Origin of the sequence: Tomitella biformata AHU 1821 (genome assembly GCF_000524475.1) — a bacterium.
Taxonomy (GTDB): Bacteria; Actinomycetota; Actinomycetes; order Mycobacteriales; family Mycobacteriaceae; genus Tomitella; species Tomitella biformata.
Map to the genome: position 1 here is coordinate 128,883 of NZ_BAVQ01000023.1, position 17,627 is coordinate 146,509.

At 65.0% G+C, this 17,627-nt stretch carries 17 protein-coding genes; 7 read left to right on the top strand and 10 right to left on the bottom strand.

Annotation, left to right across the window (positions count from 1 at the left end; all coding sequences use genetic code 11):
- The first annotated feature begins 72 nt into the window (after window positions 1-72).
- Entirely contained in the window at window positions 73-486 is a 414-nt protein-coding gene (locus TBIF_RS09390) for a VOC family protein (RefSeq protein WP_024794561.1), read from the top strand.
- Here TBIF_RS09390 and TBIF_RS09395 read toward each other — a convergent pair.
- Window positions 483-1,166 (bottom strand): NAD(P)H-binding protein, encoded by a 684-nt coding sequence (locus TBIF_RS09395; RefSeq protein WP_024794562.1) that lies wholly within the window; start codon window positions 1,164-1,166, stop codon window positions 483-485. The two genes, TBIF_RS09390 and TBIF_RS09395, sit on opposite strands and share 4 nt — an antisense overlap.
- 101 nt (window positions 1,167-1,267) lie before the next feature.
- Here TBIF_RS09395 and TBIF_RS09400 point away from each other — a divergent pair, with 101 nt between their 5' ends.
- Window positions 1,268-1,804 (top strand): DinB family protein, encoded by a 537-nt coding sequence (locus TBIF_RS09400; protein ID WP_024794563.1) that lies wholly within the window; start codon window positions 1,268-1,270, stop codon window positions 1,802-1,804.
- A gap of 13 nt (window positions 1,805-1,817) precedes the next feature.
- Here TBIF_RS09400 and TBIF_RS09405 read toward each other — a convergent pair whose 3' ends face one another.
- From TBIF_RS09405 to TBIF_RS09420, 4 genes are all read right to left on the bottom strand, one after another.
- The gene (locus TBIF_RS09405; RefSeq protein WP_024794564.1) at window positions 1,818-2,495 is read right to left on the bottom strand and encodes an SDR family oxidoreductase; all 678 of its coding nucleotides are present in this window, start codon (window positions 2,493-2,495) and stop codon (window positions 1,818-1,820) included.
- Window positions 2,496-2,621: 126 nt separating this feature from the next.
- A complete protein-coding gene (locus tag TBIF_RS09410) occupies window positions 2,622-3,485 on the bottom strand; it encodes a 3-hydroxyacyl-CoA dehydrogenase (RefSeq protein WP_024794565.1) in 864 nt (287 codons plus the stop codon).
- A 101-nt stretch (window positions 3,486-3,586) separates the two neighbouring features.
- Entirely contained in the window at window positions 3,587-5,335 is a 1,749-nt protein-coding gene (locus TBIF_RS09415; RefSeq protein WP_024794566.1) for an oleate hydratase, read from the bottom strand.
- 220 nt (window positions 5,336-5,555) lie between these two features.
- Window positions 5,556-6,443 carry a helix-turn-helix domain-containing protein gene (locus TBIF_RS09420; RefSeq protein WP_024794567.1) on the bottom strand — a complete coding sequence of 296 codons (888 nt, stop codon included), beginning with the start codon at window positions 6,441-6,443 and terminating at the stop codon, window positions 5,556-5,558.
- Between the two features lie 97 nt (window positions 6,444-6,540).
- On the opposite strand from TBIF_RS09420, the gene TBIF_RS09425 reads away from it, so the two are divergent.
- The 5 genes from TBIF_RS09425 (at window position 6,541) to TBIF_RS23320 (ending at window position 11,459) form a co-directional block, all read left to right on the top strand.
- Complete coding sequence (locus TBIF_RS09425; protein ID WP_024794568.1) at window positions 6,541-7,725, top strand: DUF1214 domain-containing protein; 1,185 nt, start codon at window positions 6,541-6,543, stop codon at window positions 7,723-7,725.
- Window positions 7,722-8,519 (top strand): SDR family oxidoreductase, encoded by a 798-nt coding sequence (locus TBIF_RS09430; RefSeq protein ID WP_024794569.1) that lies wholly within the window; start codon window positions 7,722-7,724, stop codon window positions 8,517-8,519. The genes TBIF_RS09425 and TBIF_RS09430 overlap by 4 nt, the downstream gene beginning before the upstream one ends.
- A 37-nt stretch (window positions 8,520-8,556) precedes the next feature.
- Complete coding sequence (locus TBIF_RS09435) at window positions 8,557-9,708, top strand: sulfotransferase family protein (protein WP_024794570.1); 1,152 nt, start codon at window positions 8,557-8,559, stop codon at window positions 9,706-9,708.
- Window positions 9,709-9,751: 43 nt separating this feature from the next.
- Window positions 9,752-10,645 carry a hydroxymethylglutaryl-CoA lyase gene (locus tag TBIF_RS09440; RefSeq protein WP_024794571.1) on the top strand — a complete coding sequence of 298 codons (894 nt, stop codon included), beginning with the start codon at window positions 9,752-9,754 and terminating at the stop codon, window positions 10,643-10,645.
- A 160-nt stretch (window positions 10,646-10,805) separates the two neighbouring features.
- Complete coding sequence (locus TBIF_RS23320) at window positions 10,806-11,459, top strand: hypothetical protein (protein ID WP_024794572.1); 654 nt, start codon at window positions 10,806-10,808, stop codon at window positions 11,457-11,459.
- 52 nt (window positions 11,460-11,511) lie between these two features.
- On the opposite strand, the gene TBIF_RS09450 is transcribed toward TBIF_RS23320, so the two are convergent.
- From TBIF_RS09450 to TBIF_RS09470, 5 genes are all read right to left on the bottom strand, one after another.
- Window positions 11,512-13,086, bottom strand: coding sequence for an MFS transporter (locus TBIF_RS09450; RefSeq protein WP_024794573.1), 1,575 nt, complete (start codon window positions 13,084-13,086; stop codon window positions 11,512-11,514).
- 361 nt (window positions 13,087-13,447) lie between these two features.
- The gene (locus tag TBIF_RS09455) at window positions 13,448-15,037 is read right to left on the bottom strand and encodes an IPT/TIG domain-containing protein (RefSeq protein ID WP_148302221.1); all 1,590 of its coding nucleotides are present in this window, start codon (window positions 15,035-15,037) and stop codon (window positions 13,448-13,450) included.
- A 134-nt stretch (window positions 15,038-15,171) separates the two neighbouring features.
- Window positions 15,172-15,942: a hypothetical protein gene (locus TBIF_RS09460; RefSeq protein WP_148302222.1), complete on the bottom strand. Its 771-nt coding sequence runs from the start codon at window positions 15,940-15,942 to the stop codon at window positions 15,172-15,174.
- 25 nt (window positions 15,943-15,967) lie between these two features.
- Window positions 15,968-16,426 (bottom strand): hypothetical protein, encoded by a 459-nt coding sequence (locus tag TBIF_RS26210; protein WP_235174614.1) that lies wholly within the window; start codon window positions 16,424-16,426, stop codon window positions 15,968-15,970.
- 601 nt (window positions 16,427-17,027) lie between these two features.
- Window positions 17,028-17,627, bottom strand: a complete 600-nt coding sequence (locus TBIF_RS09470) for a signal peptidase I (RefSeq protein WP_038170618.1) — start codon at window positions 17,625-17,627, stop codon at window positions 17,028-17,030.

The following is a 17,627-nucleotide window of genomic DNA, read 5'->3' on the forward strand; positions in this document are numbered from 1 at the left end:
CAGATTAAACCTAGCAAAATTCCTTCGGATGATTGTGCCTATAGCCCCGCCCCGCGACGCACAATTGGGGGCATGACCAAACGACTGAATCCGTACCTGATTTTCCGTGATGGCGCGCGCGAGGCTATGACCTTCTATCAGTCCGTGTTCGGCGGCGAGCTGGAGATCAGCACCTTCGAGAGCATGCAGGCCAGCGAGGACCCGGCCGAGGCTCAGAAGGTGATGCACTCGATGCTCGATATCGGCGGCGGGCTGACCCTGATGGGCGCCGATACCCCGAACAGCATGGAGTTCAGCCCGCGGGCTAATGCCCCGATCTCGCTCAGCGGCGATGAGGAGCCACTACTCCGCAGCTGGTGGGAGGGACTATCTGACGGCGGCGAGATCACTATGCCGCTCAATAAGGCACCGTGGGGCGACTATTTCGGCATGTGCGTCGACAAATACGGCGTCGAGTGGATGATCGACATCGGCACCGCCGACTAGTTGTCCAGCGCAGTCAGTGCGGCGAGGATCGGTGTGGTGCCGTCGGCGAGGTGCAGGATCTTGCCGACCGCCACATTCGACTCCAGAAGCTCCAGCAGGACGGTGGCCGCGTCGAAGATGGTCACCTGGCCGGAGGCTGCCGCTGACTCCGGCGACGCCTCCTCGAGCCGCACTGTGCCTGACGGCTCCAGATCGCTGAGCGGGCTCACCCGCACGATGGTCCAGTCCAAATCCGTCCGCCTCTGGAGGTCCTGCTCTGCCGCGAGGTACTCGGCGAGCCGCGCGTCCGCCCCATCCTGGTTTGGCGATCCGGACCCGGTGGCGCTGATCTGGATGAACCTGCGCACGCCCGCGACCTCGGCCGCGTCCGCCAGCATTCTGGCCGCGATGCGATTCGCCGAGGCCATACTGCCGCCTTCGACACCGTCCTCGCCGGCGCCCGACGAGAAGACCACCGCACCGGCCTCCTCCAGGTTCTGCTCCAACTCGGAGAGCTTGACCTGCTCGAGGTCGATGTAGACCGGCTCGGCACCCAGCGCTTGCAGCTCGGTCGAGTGATTGGGATTGCGCAGGAGGCTGACGACTTGGTCGCCATGGTCGATGAGAAGTTGCGTCAGAATCAGCGCGACCGGTCCGTGGCCACCCGCGATCACGACCCGCTGCGGAACGTGCTCTGGCATCTCGGACTCTCCTCGCGTTGTCATGACTCAAGCCACATTATGCCGGGGCAATTATCCTCGCTAAATCCTGTACCCGAAACTTCAGTGCCAGTATTGAGCCTATGAACCCAGACGCCTCGACACCAACCCCCCTGGAGACCCGCGATTGGACCTTCGTGGTTCGCCAACCATGCGCGGAATGCGGCTTCAATCCCGCCAGATTGCGGTCCGCCGATGTCCCCCGTCGAATCCTCACAACCATTGATCCGTGGTCCGCGGTGCTGGCCCGCCCCGCCCTCACCGCCCGCCCTACGCAGGGGGTGTGGTCGCCGCTCGAATACGCCTGCCACGTGCGCGACGTGTGCGGCACGTTCACCGCCAGGCTCGCCTTGATCCTCGCCTCGGCTGGCGACGCGCAATTCGCCGATTGGGACCAGAACAGCGCCCAGGTCGAGGGCCGATACAACGACTCCGACCCGGCAGCCGTTGCCGCCCAGTACCGCGCTGCCGCCACCACCTTGGCCAATAAATTCGCGGGAGTTCTTGGCACCCAATGGGACCTAGAGGGCAGGCGCGGGGATGGCGCGGTCTTCACAACCCGCACATTGGCCGCGTACCTAGTCCACGATCTCGAGCATCACCTGGTGGACATTGGTTGACCGCACTCCCCCACTATGCCAATGCGGAAACGGCGTCCTCGACCGCCATGTCCCCGCCCAGCAGTGTCAGGATCTTGCCGACGGCGGCGGGCGCGGCGAGCAACTCTGCGATCACCGCGGCCACGTCAGCCCGGGTGACATTCCCGCGCACAGTCGACGGCCCCGTCAGCGACACCAAGCCCGTGGGTGCGTCATCGGTGAGCAGGCCGGGCCGCACGATGGTCCAGTCCAGCTCGTCTCGCTTGACCAGGTCCTGCTCTGCTGCGGTCTTCGCCACCAGATAGGCCGCGAACACCTCGTCCACGGAATCGGGAATCGGCTCCCCCGCGCCCATGGCGCTGATCTGCACAAACCGGGTGACACCTGCCGCATCGGCGGCGTCGGCCAACAGCACAGCCGCCGCGCGGTCCACCGAGTCCTTGCGGACCACCCCGCTGCCGGGGCCCGCGCCCGCGGCGAACACGACGGCGTCCGCGTCCTGCAGCGCCTCGACGACGTCCTCGAAATCTGCGTGCTCCAGGTCCAGCAGCACCGGCTCGGCACCGAGCGCCTGGATATCGGCCGTGTGGTCGAGATTTCGAATCAGCCCCACCACCTGGTCGCCGCGATCAGTGAGCAGTTCGGTAAGAATCTGCGCGATCTTCCCGTGCCCGCCAGCGATAACGATCCGCTTCGAATCCTGTGCGCCCATGGCCGTGCTCCTCAACGTTTGCCGGTTGTCCCTCCTACCAGTGTGTCGAGGTCACCGCATGGCTGCAAGCCATGCCCCGGCAGATCACTGGCAGAGGGCCAACCGGACAAAGTTGGTAGCGCAGTCCTACTTGGCGGGGTACTTATAGATGCCCTCGCCAGTGCTCAGTCCGAGCTTGCCCTGGTCGATGTACTGCTCTTTGAGCAGCTTCGCCCACTTCTGCTGCGCCGAGGCGGGGTTCGTGGCCGCGATCTCGTAGACCGTGTTCAGGCCCACCATGTCGATGATCTGGAATGGCCCCATCGGCGCACCGGTGCTGACCCGCCAGGCCTTGTCGACCGTCTCCGGGTCGGCGTAGCCATCCACATACAGCTCACTTGCCGCGTCCAGCCACGGCACGAGGAGTGAGTTCAGCAGGTAACCTGCCTTCTCCTTCTTGATCTCGATCGGCACCATCCCCATGTCCGTGGCGTACTCGACGACGGTCGCGAACACCTCGGGCGAGGTGTCGGGCGTGACCATGACCTCGGCGGTCTTGTTGACCCAGAGCATGTTCGCGAAGTGCAGCGCGAGGAAGCGGTCCGGGCGGCCGCTGGAATCCTTGATATCACTCGGCAGAAGCGTGGACGTGTTGGTGGCGAAGATCGTCTTGGCGGGGGCCGCGGCACCGATCTCGGCGAAGATCGACTGCTTGAGCGCCAACTTCTCGGGGACCGCCTCGATCACCAGGTCCGCATCCTTGACTGACTCGGCGAGGACGCACGAGTAGGAGACGCGGGCGTACGCCGCGTCGGCCTTCCCGTCCGCGGCGCCCTCCACCTGCTCCTTGTAGGTCTCGACAAGGCCCTGGAACGTGGCCTTCGCCTTGTCCAGCGCCGCCTCGTTGATGTCATACGCGACGACGGTGAATCCGGCATAGGCAGCCTGGAATGCGATCTGCGCGCCCAGCACACCGGTGCCGAGCACAGTGACATTATTCAATTTCGCCATGAATACTCCTTCAGGCGACGACTCGACCAATTCGAGTCGCCGAGTTAGCGAACAGCGGATGACGAACTATTTATTTCACCGGGGGTGCCAAATGGCACCCGTCAGATGACGCCAAACTCATTGAGTAGCGTGCCCATCTCATTATTGAGCAGGTGCTTGCGGAAAATATGCGGCAGCTCGACCTTATTTCCGTCGCGCATGACCGACGACGCGTGCAGCAACTCGCGCACGTCGTAGATGGAGCCGAAGACCTCGGGCACGCCGCGCTCCACACCCAGTAGTTGGTAGACGGCCTCCATCGCGGTGCGCACCGAGTATTCGGTGGTGAAGATCGTGTCCCGCGAGCCGGTCTCCGCGAACTGTCCCAGGAAGGCGAAGTTCACGACGTTGTCCGGGACGACGTTCGGCCGGTCGCCGGGGCGACGCGGCAGGAAGAACGACGTGACGAAGGGCATCATGCACGGACGGGTGATGGCGCCGGTCTTGGCCAGCTCATCGATCTCCTCGAGCGGCACACCCATGTGGTAGAGCCACTCCTGGGTGATCTCCTCGCCGGTGCAATCGCGCATCGCCTTCTTGACGTAGTCGCCCGGGCGGTCGGTGAACAGGCCGTAGACCCACACGACGGTCTGGTCGTCGGGCTGCGCCTTGAAGTGGGGCTGGCGGTTGACGGTGTAGCTCATGAGCCACGACGAGTCATGGGCCGTGATGATGCCGCCGGTGACGACGCGCCCAGTGCGGGTGCCGCGGCCGCAGATCTTCTCGATATACGCGGGGATGCGCGGGTCGAGGGTCGTGACGGTCGCCGACTCCCACTGGGACTTCTCGGGCGTGGTGCAGTACTTGTCCGGTCGGCCGAAGGACGGGTCCTGCGCAGCGATCTCACGCCAGAGCTGCCAGCTGTTGCCCTCCTTGATTTCCGTGTTGAACGTGGCCGGCGTGGCATGGTCACCCCAGCTGGAGTTCTCGACGAGGGAGCCATTGGTGACCATGACCAGGTCGTTCTCGGTGACGTCCAGGCCGCCAGCCTCGCCGTCGCGTACCCACGCGATGTGCTTGGCGACCTTGCGGGTGGCGGTGATGTCGAACTCGACGTTGGTGACGCGGGTGCCGTTCTGCATCGTGACACCCTTGTCCAGCAGCCAGGTCAGCAGCGGCAGCACCAGGGACTCGTACTGGTTGTACTTGGTGAACTTGAGGGTGCTGAAGTCCGCTAGGCCCTTGATGTGGTGGATGAACCGCTGGATGTAGAGCTTCATCTCGAGGGCGCTGTGCCACTCCTCGAACGCGAACATCGTGCGCCAGTACAGCCAGAAGTGCGACTTGAGGAAGTCCTTGCCCATGACCTCGTTGATGCGCTTGTCGTAGAGGTCCTCCTCGTTGTCCATCACCAACTTCATGATGTCCATCTGGGCCTTCTGGGACAGGCCCAGCTTGCCCTCTGTGCCGCCGTCCTCGCCACGGTTCTGCGTGGTGCGCATCATCGAGTAGTTCGGGTCGTCCTTGTTCAGCCAGTAGAACTCGTCCAGCACCGACGCGTTCTCGACCTCCAGCGACGGGATCGAGCGGTAGAGATCCCACAGGCACTCGAAGTGGTTCTCCATCTCGCGGCCGCCCCGGATCAGCCAGCCAGTCTCCGGGTTGCCCGCACCGTCGAGCGCGCCGCCGGTATCGGCAGAGGCTTCCAGAATGGTGATACGGTCGCCCGCCATCTGCCCGTCCCGGATAAGGAATGCCGCCGCCGCCAGTGAGGCCAGCCCCCCACCCACCAGATATGCGGACTTTTTATCTACCCCTGCGGGCTTCCGCGGCTTGGCGAACGCCTCATAATTGCCATTGCTGTAGTACATATACCCCTCCGCGCAGAAGTTTCCTAACGATATGCAACGCTAGTCGATCTTCGCGCAGCCGACTGCACATTCTCAAGTTTTGCGAAGACACCCCCACTCGACGATCCCTTATCTAAACAGCGATTTATCCAGAAACCCCGTTCACGCAACTTCACAGGCACTGTCAACACCAATAAGTTCTCCCCACACCGACCATGAATGTCCGCCTTTACGCTCTGCCTCAAACGCGCAAGCCGCCCGCCGCCACCGTCACGGCCTGCGCCGCCGCGACAAGGGCTACTGCCCGACGCCGTATCTCCGCCGCGCTAATCTCCGCCCCCACATACAGGGTCAGCACCATGGATTGCCGGCCGGCGGAGTCGAAGGTCGGGGCGGCGATGACGCTTACGCTGTGCGAGCCCTCATCGCCCGACGCCAGATACACCCGCTCCCCCAGGCTGGAGACCATCGCGCCAACGAGTTCGCGAACTTCCGCGGGCAGCTCATCCACCGCGACGCCCTCCATCAACCGATAGAGCTGCTGGCCCACGGGGGTCAGTGATTCCACGAGGTAACCGTCGGCCCGGCACTGTGCGACCACGCGGCGCAGGTGGTCTCTGTCCAGTCGCACAGGCAAGGCCGGCTCGACCTCCAGCCAGCGCTCAAACACGTCGGCCGGCTCCCACAGCACGTACATCAGCCCGACGGGCGGCGCGAATGGGTACACCCGCCCCAGCCCCGCGTTGCCCACGTGGCCCACGGACTCCAGCAGCACGATCTTGTCGCCGGCCACAGCCGAGGCGGAGCACACCGCACCGAACTCGTCACTCAACTTTTCCAGGTGCCGACGGGCCAGCGCGCCGAGCGCGTACCCGTTGTGAGCCGCCCGGCCGGCCACGATCAGCGCCGGACCCAAACCGTATTTCGCCTCGTCATCGCGGGTGAGGTAGCCGGCCGCGGTCAGCTCGTTGAGGATGCCCAGGCAGGTCGGTTTGCTCAACCCCACCGACCGCGCCAGCTCGGAGAGGCCGAGGCGCTCCCGCGGGTTGCGCACCAAATGGTCCAGCACCGAGATGACGCGGGCGGCCGGCGGCGACTGACGACCAGGCACTGTCGACTCCTCAGACATTGACGAACCCCTCCTCGTGGTGACACCATCCAATCAGAAATGTACCACCTCGGTTCAAATATGTACCGCATGGTCGCCGCCCCTAGGGAGTCGAAGAGTGCCCACCGAATCACCCACAAGCACAGCCCCGTTCAACGAGGCCATCGCCGAGGCCGAGCGCCTCGTCCGCGCCGCCCCGCACATCCAGTCGGAGCAAGACCTCGTCGAGGGCCTGCAGTACCTCGCAGGCGGGATCACCTCGATGCTGCACGTGGCCTTCGCCGCCGAACGCACGCACCCGATGCTGATGCAGGGCACCGGCCCGTACACGAAGATGGGCCTGGACAACCCGGACACGCTGTACTTCGGGGCCCGCGTCAGCGCGGATCACGAGTACGTCGTCACCGGAACCCGCGGCACCACAGCCGATTTGAGCTTCCAGGTGCTCGCCGGGCAGTACACCGACGACAACGTGCCCGGCAGCGCCACCGCCTTCGATGACCGTGAGCTGACCATCGCCGACGACGGCTCCTTCACCGTGCGCTTCGGCCCCGGGCCCGCTGATGGCCGCGAGAACTACTTCACCCTGGCCCCTGACGCCGCGCAGCTGGTGATCCGCGAGGTTTACAGCGACTGGTCGCAGACCCCCGGCACCATCCGCATCCACCGCGCGGACACGATCGGCACCGCGCCCCCGCTGCTGTCCGAGACCAGCGCCGCCCGACGCTTCGCCGGCGCAGGAAAGGCACTGGTTACCCGCGTCAAGACCTGGCTGCAGTTCCCCGAGTGGTTTTACCTCAAGCTGCCCGTGAACACCATGACCGAGCCGCGGCTCACCCCGGGCGGCCTCGCCACGCAGTTCTCCTCGGTGGGCCATTACGACCTCGCCGACGACCAGGCGATGATCATCACCGTGCCTGCCTCCGACGCCCCCTACCAGGGCTTCCAGCTGGGCAGCCTGTGGTACGTCTCGTTGGACTACGTCAACCATCAGACCTCGCTGAACAACGCGCAGGCGCAGGTGGATCCAGACGGCATGATCCGCATGGTCGTCAGCGAGCGTGATCCCGGCATCGTGAACTGGGTGGAGACCGTCGGCCATCCGCGCGGCTACGTCCAGTTCCGCTGGCAGCGCACGTCCCGGGATTTCCTGCCCGAGGACGGCCCCCAGGTGGAGATCGTCAATCTGGAGGAGGTGTCGGCCAAGCTGCCGTTCCACACTTCCAACACCATCACGGCCGAGGACTGGACCGCGCGAATCGCGCTGCGCCAGCAGGCCTTCGCAGATCGGATGCCGGCATGAGCACCCCCGTCACAAGCTCTCTCTTGAAGGGCCAGACCGTCGTTGTCTCGGGCATCGGCCCGGGCCTCGGCTCCGCCATCGCGCTGCGCTGCGCCGCCAATGGCGCGAACGTCGTGCTCGCCGCGCGCACGCAGTCACGTCTCGATGAACTCGCCGCCCAGGTGCGGGATTTGGGTGTCCGGGCCCTGACCGTCGCCACCGACATCACGGATGAGGCCGCCGCGATCAACCTGCGCGACGCCGCCCTCGCCGAGTTCGGCCGCGTCGACACCCTGGTCAACAACGCCTTCGTGATCCCGTCACGGAAGCCGTTCGCGGAGACCGACTTCCAGCACATCCGCGACGCTCTAGAGCTGACGGTCTTCGGCGCCCTGCGACTAACGCAGCTATTCACCCCGGCACTCGAGGAGTCCAAGGGCTCGGTCGTCAACATCAACTCGATGGTGCTGCGCCACTCGCAGGAGCGCTTCGGCAGCTACAAGTTGGCGAAGACCGCGCTGCTGTCGATGTCCCAGTCTCTCGCCACCGAGCTCGGCCCCAAGGGCATCCGCGTGAACTCCGTTGCTCCCGGCTACATCTGGGGTCCTATGCTCCAGTCCTACTTTGCGCACCAGGCCGGCAAGTACGGCACCACGGTGGAGCAGATCTACGAGCACACCGCGTCGGCCTCGGACCTCAAGCGGCTCCCAGAACCGGACCAGATCGCGGACGCCGTGGTCTTCCTGGCCTCCCCCATGGCCATCGCCATCACCGGGCAGTGCCTAGACGTCAACTGCGGCGAATACCACAACTAACGACTGCACCATCTAGCGAAAGCTCGAGAGCCACATCATGACTGAACGCACGACTGTCGGCACCGTCCAGGATCTGCACGCTTCTGCCACCAAGATGACAGGCCTGGACGACTACGGGTCCGGCGATTCCGCCTCCGATAATTACGTTGAAGCGCTTGAGGTCCTGCTCGAGTCCTATGCGCGCGACGAGGACCTGACTCCCCTCGGTAGCAAAATCTCCCGCGTGTTCCTGCGCGGCGCTCTGGTCGCCCGGCTCCTCAGCGAGGCAGCGTGGAAGGCCAATCCGGAGCACCTGGAGGTCAAGATCGAGCGGCCGATCTTCGTCACCGGCCTGCCTCGGACCGGCACCACCGCGCTGCACCGGCTGCTCACCGCGGACCCCGGCCACCAGGGCCTGGAGATGTGGCTAACCGAGATGCCCCAGCCGCGCCCGCCACGCGAGACCTGGTCCGAGAACCCGGTTTTCCAGGCGATCGAGGCCCGGTTCAGTCAGCACCATGTGGAGAGCCCCGAGTTCATGGGTGTGCACTACATGTCCGCCAGCGAGGTCGAGGAGTGCTGGCAGCTGCTGCGCCAGACGTTCAAGTCGATCTCCTACGAGTCCCTCGCCCACCTGCCGACGTACTCGAATTGGCTGGCCGGACAGGACTGGACCAATGCCTACGCGCGGCACAAGAAGAACCTGCAGCTGATCGGCCTGCCGGACCAGGATCGCCGATGGGTGCTCAAGAACCCCAGCCACTTGTTCGCGCTCGACGAGCTGATGGCGATCTACCCCGACGCGTTGATCGTGCAGACCCATCGCGAGCCGTCGACAATCATCCCGTCGGTATGCAGCCTCGGCGAGCAGGCCACCGCAGGCTGGTCCAACAAGTTCCGGGGCGACGTGATCGGCGCGGACCAACTTGAGCTGTGGGCCCGCGGGTTGGAGAAGTTCGACGCGGCCCGGCCCAAGTACGACGCCGCGCAGTTCATCGACGTCGACTACCACGATTTCGTCGCCGACCCCCTCAAAGCAGTTGGCGGGATCTACGACCACTTCGGGATCGAACTCGACGCGCCCGCCCAGACTGCGATGGAGGCCATGCACGCCGAGAGCCGGTCCGGCGCCCGCAAGCCCTCGCACAAGTACACTCTGGAGGAGTTCGGGCTCACGAAGGCACAGGTGGACGAGCGTTTCGGGCGGTAGTCGGCCGGTCGCCGCCTCACCCGATAGTCAGGAGCGAAAGCACATGGCGCACATCGAGATCGTCGAGGTCGGCCCTCGTGACGGGTTGCAGAACGAGTCCACGCTGGTGTCCACCGACGCCAAGATCGAGCTGATCGAGCGTTCCATCGCCGCGGGCGCGCGACGCATCGAGGCGACCAGCTTCGTGCACCCGCGCCTGGTCCCGCACATGGCGGACGCCGAGGCCGTGATGGCCGGCGTCCCTCGGCGCGCGGACGTGTCCTATATCGGCCTCGTGCTCAACCGACGCGGGTTCGACAGGGCCGCGGTGGCCGGGGTCGACGAGGTGAACATCGTCGTCGTCGCCTCCGAGACCTTCGCCCAACGCAACCAGTCGGCCACCGTGCAGGAGACCGTCGACGCCTGCGTCGCCATCGCCCAGTCCGCCCGTGAAGCTGGGATCAAGTCCACGGCCACGATCGCGGTGGCGTTCGGTTGCCCCTTCGAGGGCGAGGTGGATCCCGCAGGGGTGCTGGGTCTCGTCGGGCAGGTGGCGGACGCGGGCGTCGACGAGATCGCGCTGGCGGACACCATCGGCGTCGGCACGCCCAACCAGGTGCGCCACCTCGTCGCGGGTTCCGCGGCCCGCGCACCCGGAGTCCCGCTGCGCATGCACTTCCACAACACCCGAAACACCGGCTACGCCAACGCGATCGCCGCACTGGAGGCTGGCGTGCCGGTCCTCGACGCGTCCACCGGCGGCATCGGTGGCTGCCCCTTCGCGCCTGCGGCCACTGGCAACATCGCCACCGAGGACCTTGTCTACATGCTCGAGCGAATGGGCGTCGAGACGGGACTCGATGCGGCGAGCCTCATCTCCACGGCCCAGTGGCTCGGGGGTTATCTGGGCGACGAGGTGCCGAGTCTGCTCACCAAGGCGGGGCTCTTCCCCAGGTAGACGTCTGGCCCAACATCACAACCCGTCTGTGTCGTCGTCACATATTTGTGGGTATCCGTCCCTTCCGTGGCTCTCCAGCCATTACGTTCACTCCGTCAGATCTAGTTGGGTATCTGGATTCATAAATTCGGCCGATCACCCGGCCACGGAAGGTTTGTCAATGACGAGTTCGAAGCTGCACAGGATTCTGGGTGCCGGCGGCGCGATCGCCCTGGCCGCGGGCATGGCCGCCACCCTCGGCATGGGGGCCGCACAGGCAGAGTCCATCTCCTCCGACGAGATCGACGCCAGCTCCATCACCTTCACCCGCACCGTCGCCGGCGACGCCGTTGTCAACGGTGAGGTCACCACCGGCGACGAGATTCAGATCACCAACACCATCAACCGCAAGCTGCTCTGGCTCGTCTACTCGGCACAGGACAACCACCCCACCTGCATCGAGGCCGTCCCGAACACCTCGGCGTGGACCGTGGGCGGAAAGACGTACTCCAACAGCGGCGACACCGAGGACGGCACTATCCAGAAGCCCGACGAGGTCACCACCGGCGAGGGCTGGGCCAAGATCGACGCTGCGGGAATTAGCTCGTGGGAGGCCACTCCCCTGACCTGGACCCAGACCTACACGGTCAACTGCGACCCGGGCACGCTGAACACCGGTGGCTTGCAGTCGGACAGCACCGGCGGCAAAGACAACAAGGCCGACGTCGGCCCCACCATCACCGTGAAGGCCAAGCCGGTCATCCCGGGCCCTGGCGGCGGTGACGGCGCCGGGTCGCTCGGCAGCCTGTTCTCGATTTTCGGATCGCTGAGCTAACGTCGCGATTCCAGTGAGGGACCCGTCGGGCTCGACGGGTCCCTCACTGTTCTCAGGTCCCGTTCTCAACCCGCTGCTGCCGCAAGGGACCCCGGTCTCGCTGGTCCTTCACCGCGACCGCCAGCGCCAGCATCACCACCACCGACACGATGCCGAATCCGACGGCCACCGCCACCGCCCACGAGGTCACGTCGAGCATCCCGAACACGGCCGCGGTGATGACGGCGATGCCGATGGAGGTTCCGATCCGCTGCCCCGTCTGCATAATCGCCCCAGAGCTGCCGGCGTAGGCCAGCGGCACATCGGCGAGGGTGAGCGTCTGGTTGGGGCTGATCACAGACCCCTGTGCCACCCCGATGAGCGAGAGCGAGAGCACCAGCCACCACTCGCTCAGGTGCCCGGCCTCGCGCAGGAGCACCACGGCGATGCTCAGCCCCAGCCCGGCCAGCGCGAAGAGCAGGCCGACGATGACGATTTTGCGCCCGTACCGCATGACCCGCTTGCCTGCCCAGTTCGCGGCCACCGCGGAGATCAGCGCCGACGGCACCCCCACGGCGCCCGCCGCCAGCGCGGACCCGCCGACCCCGTCCTGGATGTAGAGGGCGACCAGCACCCAGATGCTCGTCATCCCCAGGAAATACAACGTGACGATGACGCTGCCGTTGGTGAAGCTGCGGATAGAGAAAATGCCCAGGTCCACCATCGGGCTGCGGCCCCTGCCGGCATACCAACGCTCCCACCGCACCCACGTCCACACCAGGGCCAGGCCCAGCGGTATCAGCAGCCAGATCAGCGGCGACCGCCCGGATTCCATGAACGGGAACAGCACCGCCAGCACGGCCAGCCCCAGCAGAATGGCGCCGACGGGATCTAGCGATGGCCGCGGACCGGAAGACCCCTGCCCGACGGACTCAGGCCCGACGGACTCAGGCCCGACGGACTCAGGCCCGACGGACTCAGGCCCGACGGCAGATGCCTTCGGCATCCGGCGGATCAACGGGCGTGGAAACCACCTCAGCGCCAACGCGATACAGATGATGCCGATGGGCACGTTCACGAGGAACGTCAGCCGCCAGCCGAGGTCCGGCCCGCCAGCGCCGATCAGCAGCCCGCCGATAACCGGTCCGATGCCCACCGCGACGCCGACAACGCTGCCGAAGTAGCCGAACGCCCGGCCGCGGTCCGAGCCGCGGAAGTACTGCTGGATCATGCCGACGCCCTGCGGGTTCAGCAACCCCGAGCCGAGGCCCTGGGCGAAGCGTGCGGCGTTGAGGGCCTCCGCATTTGGGGCGAGCCCCGCGGCCACGGAGGACGCCGTGAAGATAAGCACCCCGAGGATGAAGATTCCGCCGCGGCCCATGAGGTCCCCGGCGCGGCCAGCGGCGACGAGGAAGATGCCGAAGGTCAGCGCGTAGCCGGAGAGCACCCATTGCAGGTCGGATTGTGTTGCGTCCAGGCCGGTTTGGATGGACGGCAGCGCGACGTTGACGATACTCACGCTCATCAGCGACATGAAGATGGCGATGAGCAGCACGGCCAGGATCCGCCAGCGCACGGGGTCGTTGGGGTCGCCAGAGTTTGGATCGGCAGCCGAAGGCTCCGCGGTGATGGGATTGGAGTCGGCCATGTCGGGCTGTTCCTTCACCTCCGCACCTCGACGCTCCGTGCGGTGCTAAGGCACCAGTGCTCTCCGCACTCGATCATCCGTACTGTCGCCATGCGTGCCACGGTAGCGCGCCCTGTCCGCGACGCTCGAAGTGATAGTTGAAAAATGGATGGTCGGCAGCGGCCCCCAAACAGATGACACCAACTCAGTGGCTCCGACACCAAAATGGGTCATGCCCCGAGTCCGGAGGCTCGGGGCATGATTTTCGAATGAGCGGCTATTTATCGCCGATGAGTTATGCACCGACCCGACGCACGGCTGTGCCCCCGAGTCGAGGGACTCGGGGGCACAGTTCAGGGCCTGGCGTTATCAACTGCGTCGGTTAGCAGCCCATCAGGGAGCCGAGCGAGCCAAGGCTGCCGAACACGTCCAGCGAGCCGAGGCTGCCCGCGTTGCACTCGTCGCCGCCTCCGTTGCCGTCGTCGCCGCCGTTGCCGCCGTTGCCATCACCGGGATCGCCGCCCTCGGCGGGCTTCTCGGCGACATTGACCGTGGTGCTCACAGCGGTCCCATCGCCCACCTGGACAACCAGCGTGTGATCGCCGTGGTCCAATGCGGACGTGATGCAACTGGCCGTGCCGTTCGCGCCCAGCGCGGCGTCCTGGCAGATCTCCACGCCGTCGACCTTGATCGACACAGCAGCGCCTTCGACGCCGTCCGGCTGTGTGACGGTGACCGTCACCGTCTCGCCGTCAATGGGCGCCTCCGGGCTGATTGCCACCGTCGGCTCACCGGCCTGGGGCTTCGCGTTGACGGTGATCGACTTCTCGCTGGCCGGCGACGTGCCCGCGTTGTTGGTGGCGGTCACCTTGACGGTGGGAGTGCCCTCCGTCAGCGGACCAACCTGGCAGGAGAAATTCCCGTCGCTGGCGGCAGTGGCCTCGCACGTCTTGCCTGCGATATCGATATTCACAGTGGAGCCGGATGCGGCCTTACCGGAGACGGTGACAGTGTCGCCATCGTGGATCGGCTGCGGGCTGACCGCGATGCCGGTCGGCTTGCCCGGCGCCGCGGGGGCAGCCGCAACGGTGAAGTCCACCGTTGCGGATGGGCTGCCCGCCGTGTTGGTGGCGGTGACCGTCGCGGTGTGCGGGCCCGCGCCGAACGTGGCGGTGTCGATGGCGAACTCGCCGTTGATGTCAGAGTTGCCGGTGAACTCCTGGCCGCCGATCTTCACCGTCACAGCGGTATTCGGCGACGTTTTGCCCGTCACCTTCACCACATCGTTGCTGTTCGGACTCTGCGGGGAGACCACGACATTCGACGGCGTGGCCGGGGCGGACTCAGCGACAGCGATGGTGGGGCCGGCGGACGTCAGACCACCCGCGTTGCCACCAGCCGTGCTGTTCCAGGTCAGGCCGCCTGTGGCCAGGGCCGACTGCACGGCACACTCCACCCGATAATCAGTCGACCAGGTAGCGGAATAGTTCGTGCCGAAGCCGTTGGTCAACTGCCAATCAGTCGGACCGTCGATCCGACTGACCTGCGTAACACCATCGTTGCGGTAATCGGCCGTGTACTCCTTGGACCCCAACTGCGGATCGCTGTCCCCATCGTTTGAGTACGTTTGATATTTACCGTCGGACCACACCGTCAACTTCACAGATTCCGGCACCGGCACCAAGCACGTCGGATGGTGATCCTCCATCCAAGACAAGCCATGCGCCGGCGCCGTGCCGGAGTTCGTCAGCTTATTGGTGATCGTCACCACCTCCCCCACCTTCGGCGCGTCATCACTGACCGACCGACTCCAATCGATCTTCATCCCCGCGACATTGGTATTGATGGTCCCCGATGCCGATACCTCTGCCGCCGACGCCACCCCCGCACTCAAACCAACACCCAACGACGCCGCCAACACGGACGCCCCCACACCGGCGATGACCCGATGGATCACAATTCTCCTGGACATTAATTACCTCTCAAAGATTTGGTGGTACAGGAACCGAACGAAGCCCTCGAGGGGCCGAACGAGAGTTGACATCCGTGCGGGGGTCGGCCCTGGGAAGGCCCCTCATCCCGATCGACGACGTCAGCCGAGTGCGACTACTTCAAGCCGAGCGAGCCGAACAGATCCAGGCTGCCGAGGCTGCCGGTACCGCCGGAGCTATCGCCCGGCAGATTGCCTCCACTGCCATTGCCCCCGCCGTCATTCCCGCCATCACCGGGATTGGGATCTGAGTCCTTCGCCAGGACCGCGATGGTGGGGCCAGCGGACGTCAGAACACCCGCATTGCCACCAGCCGTGCTGTTCCAGGTCAGGCCGCCCGTCGCCAGGGCCGGCTGAACCGCACAGTCGACTCGATAATCAGTCGACCAGGTAGCGGAATAGCTCTTGGTGCTGCCGTTGGTCAACTGCCAATCATTCAGCCCGTCGATCCGGCTGACCTGCGTAACCCCATCGTTGCGGTAATCAGCCGTGTACTCACCGGCCTCCAACTGCGGACCGCTGCCCCCATCGTTGAAGTACGTCTTGTCCTTGCCACTTGATATCACCGTCAACTCCACCGATTCCGGCAACGGCACCAGGCACGTCGGATGGTGATCCTCCATCCACTTCAGGCCATGAAGCGTCTTCGTACCAGAGTTCGTCAGCGTATTGGTGATCGTCACCACCTCCCCCACCTTCGGCGCGTCATCACTGACCGACCGACTCCAATCGATCTTCATCCCCGCGACATTGGTATCGAAGGTCCCCGATGCCGACGCCTCATCCGCCGACGCCACCCCCGCACCCAACCCGACACCCAACGACGCCGCCAACACGGACGCCCCCACACCGGCGACTGCCCGGCGGAACCAAATATTCTGAGTCATGCGCATCCCCTTCTAGGACTATTGGCTAACCGAAGTTGGGCATGTTCTGCCCGCTGTCCTTGTAGAACTTCCACGTGCCGTCCTGGGGCGACTCCATGATTCGGTACACCTCGGTGTCGCCGACGATCCACAGTTGGCCGTTGTGCCAGTGCAGGTCCGAACCCTTCTCGACGCGTCCGCTGGCGAGCTCGTTGCCCTCGGCATCGACGACGGCGATCTTGTTGCCGCCCTTCATCCAGCCTGCGGTCAGCTCGCCATTCTCGACGGTGTCGCTGAGCACGGGCTTCGGGTCCTCTGTCGGAGTGGTCTCCGGCGTGGTCGTGGTGGTGCTGGGCGGAGTCATCGTCAGGGTGGTCGACGTCGGCGGGGTGCTCGTCGACGCCTCAGCGGAGGTTGTCGGAGCCTCCGTGGTTGAGGTCGGGGCCTCCGTCGTCGTGGTCTCGTCAGCCTCGGAGTCCTCAGTCACGTCCTGCTGCGGAGCCATCCGCATTACTTCCGGTGCGCCCCCACCCGCCTGGATGCCACTTGGCACTGGAGCGCTCGGGTCCCAGGTATGGGTGTTCTCCCACGGTTCATTGATTGCCCAGTCGGAGAGTCCGCCCGAGCAATAGGTGTCCGCTACTGTCGAAGTATAAATCCCTTGCCCAATCCAACCGGAAGAAATCTGCCTCGTTGCATCCGTTTCACCACTCGCGATATTCACGGTGTGGACGCGCGCGATGAACGTTTGAGCAGTCCTGCTGAAATTGAACTTCTTGCTTGTGCCACTCTCGAAAGTATCTGAAATAACTTCACCGTTGCTGCGCACCACGACAACCCTGTATTTCATGCCTGGCCCAGCGCTAGGCCAGGAGATGTTGGCACTGCGAAAGCCAAGGGTTCCGCTATTTGAACACGTCGCCGTTGACGGCAGCGGCGTCGGATAAAAGTTCCCCGTCGCCACCTGGGACCCCGTGGTAGTGACGTCATCAGTCGGGTTGGCCATCGTCCCCGTAGCTTGGGCCAGTCCAAAGGTCGCCGCGGCGACGCCGCCGATGGCTATCAAAGACCGCACCGACAACTTGCGGGTGCGCGCACGTCGCAGATCAAACATTGTGAGCCTCCTGAAGGTCCCCGCGGGTTTCGTGAGTGTCGACGGGGGCGTCGTTCGAAGTGCCGGCACCGGTGAGGGCCAAGCGTCGGTCTTTGGTTCTTCCGAATGCGATGACAAGCACAGCGCCTACCAAGCCGCCGCCGAGGAAGATGGCGAGCGGGCTAGACAGCCAGGCGACGATATATCCGAGTCCTCCAACGCTGAAGAACACCCGATCCGCTTCGGTGATCGTGTAGGGCAGGCGGTCAGGGGCGTTGTTGTCGTCGCCCTTGAGGGTGGCGACAACCGCTTCCCCGCCCGTCGGCTCGAGGCTGTACACCCTGTGCGTGATCCGCACGCCATGGTCGTTGTTCACACTGACCACATCGCCGACGGCCAGATCGGTCGCGGGAACGGTCTTGGCCAGCGCCAGCGCGCCGGTGGAGATCTGCGGCGACATCGAGCCCGAGCGGAACACCAGGGGCTTAATGCCGAACAGCAGCGAGGCCAGCGTGGCGATGATGCAGATCAGCCCGGCGGTCGCGGCAACATTCAGCGCGATCTCCTTGCCTCGGCTGCGTGCCGGCGACGCCGACTCATCGGTGAATGTCAT

Excerpts from the sequence above, each read along its gene's own strand:
- TBIF_RS09390 (WP_024794561.1), top strand. The coding sequence starts at position 73 with ATGACCAAACGACTGAATCCGTACCTGATTTTCCGTGATGGCGCGCGC.
- TBIF_RS09395 (WP_024794562.1), bottom strand. The coding sequence starts at position 1,166 with ATGCCAGAGCACGTTCCGCAGCGGGTCGTGATCGCGGGTGGCCACGGA.
- TBIF_RS09400 (WP_024794563.1), top strand. The coding sequence starts at position 1,268 with ATGAACCCAGACGCCTCGACACCAACCCCCCTGGAGACCCGCGATTGG.
- TBIF_RS09405 (WP_024794564.1), bottom strand. The coding sequence starts at position 2,495 with ATGGGCGCACAGGATTCGAAGCGGATCGTTATCGCTGGCGGGCACGGG.
- TBIF_RS09410 (WP_024794565.1), bottom strand. The coding sequence starts at position 3,485 with ATGGCGAAATTGAATAATGTCACTGTGCTCGGCACCGGTGTGCTGGGC.
- TBIF_RS09415 (WP_024794566.1), bottom strand. The coding sequence starts at position 5,335 with ATGTACTACAGCAATGGCAATTATGAGGCGTTCGCCAAGCCGCGGAAG.
- TBIF_RS09420 (WP_024794567.1), bottom strand. The coding sequence starts at position 6,443 with ATGTCTGAGGAGTCGACAGTGCCTGGTCGTCAGTCGCCGCCGGCCGCC.
- TBIF_RS09430 (WP_024794569.1), top strand. The coding sequence starts at position 7,722 with ATGAGCACCCCCGTCACAAGCTCTCTCTTGAAGGGCCAGACCGTCGTT.
- TBIF_RS09435 (WP_024794570.1), top strand. The coding sequence starts at position 8,557 with ATGACTGAACGCACGACTGTCGGCACCGTCCAGGATCTGCACGCTTCT.
- TBIF_RS09440 (WP_024794571.1), top strand. The coding sequence starts at position 9,752 with ATGGCGCACATCGAGATCGTCGAGGTCGGCCCTCGTGACGGGTTGCAG.
- TBIF_RS23320 (WP_024794572.1), top strand. The coding sequence starts at position 10,806 with ATGACGAGTTCGAAGCTGCACAGGATTCTGGGTGCCGGCGGCGCGATC.
- TBIF_RS09450 (WP_024794573.1), bottom strand. The coding sequence starts at position 13,086 with ATGGCCGACTCCAATCCCATCACCGCGGAGCCTTCGGCTGCCGATCCA.
- TBIF_RS09455 (WP_148302221.1), bottom strand. The coding sequence starts at position 15,037 with ATGTCCAGGAGAATTGTGATCCATCGGGTCATCGCCGGTGTGGGGGCG.
- TBIF_RS09460 (WP_148302222.1), bottom strand. The coding sequence starts at position 15,942 with ATGACTCAGAATATTTGGTTCCGCCGGGCAGTCGCCGGTGTGGGGGCG.
- TBIF_RS26210 (WP_235174614.1), bottom strand. The coding sequence starts at position 16,426 with ATGGCTCCGCAGCAGGACGTGACTGAGGACTCCGAGGCTGACGAGACC.
- TBIF_RS09470 (WP_038170618.1), bottom strand. The coding sequence starts at position 17,627 with ATGACATTCACCGATGAGTCGGCGTCGCCGGCACGCAGCCGAGGCAAG.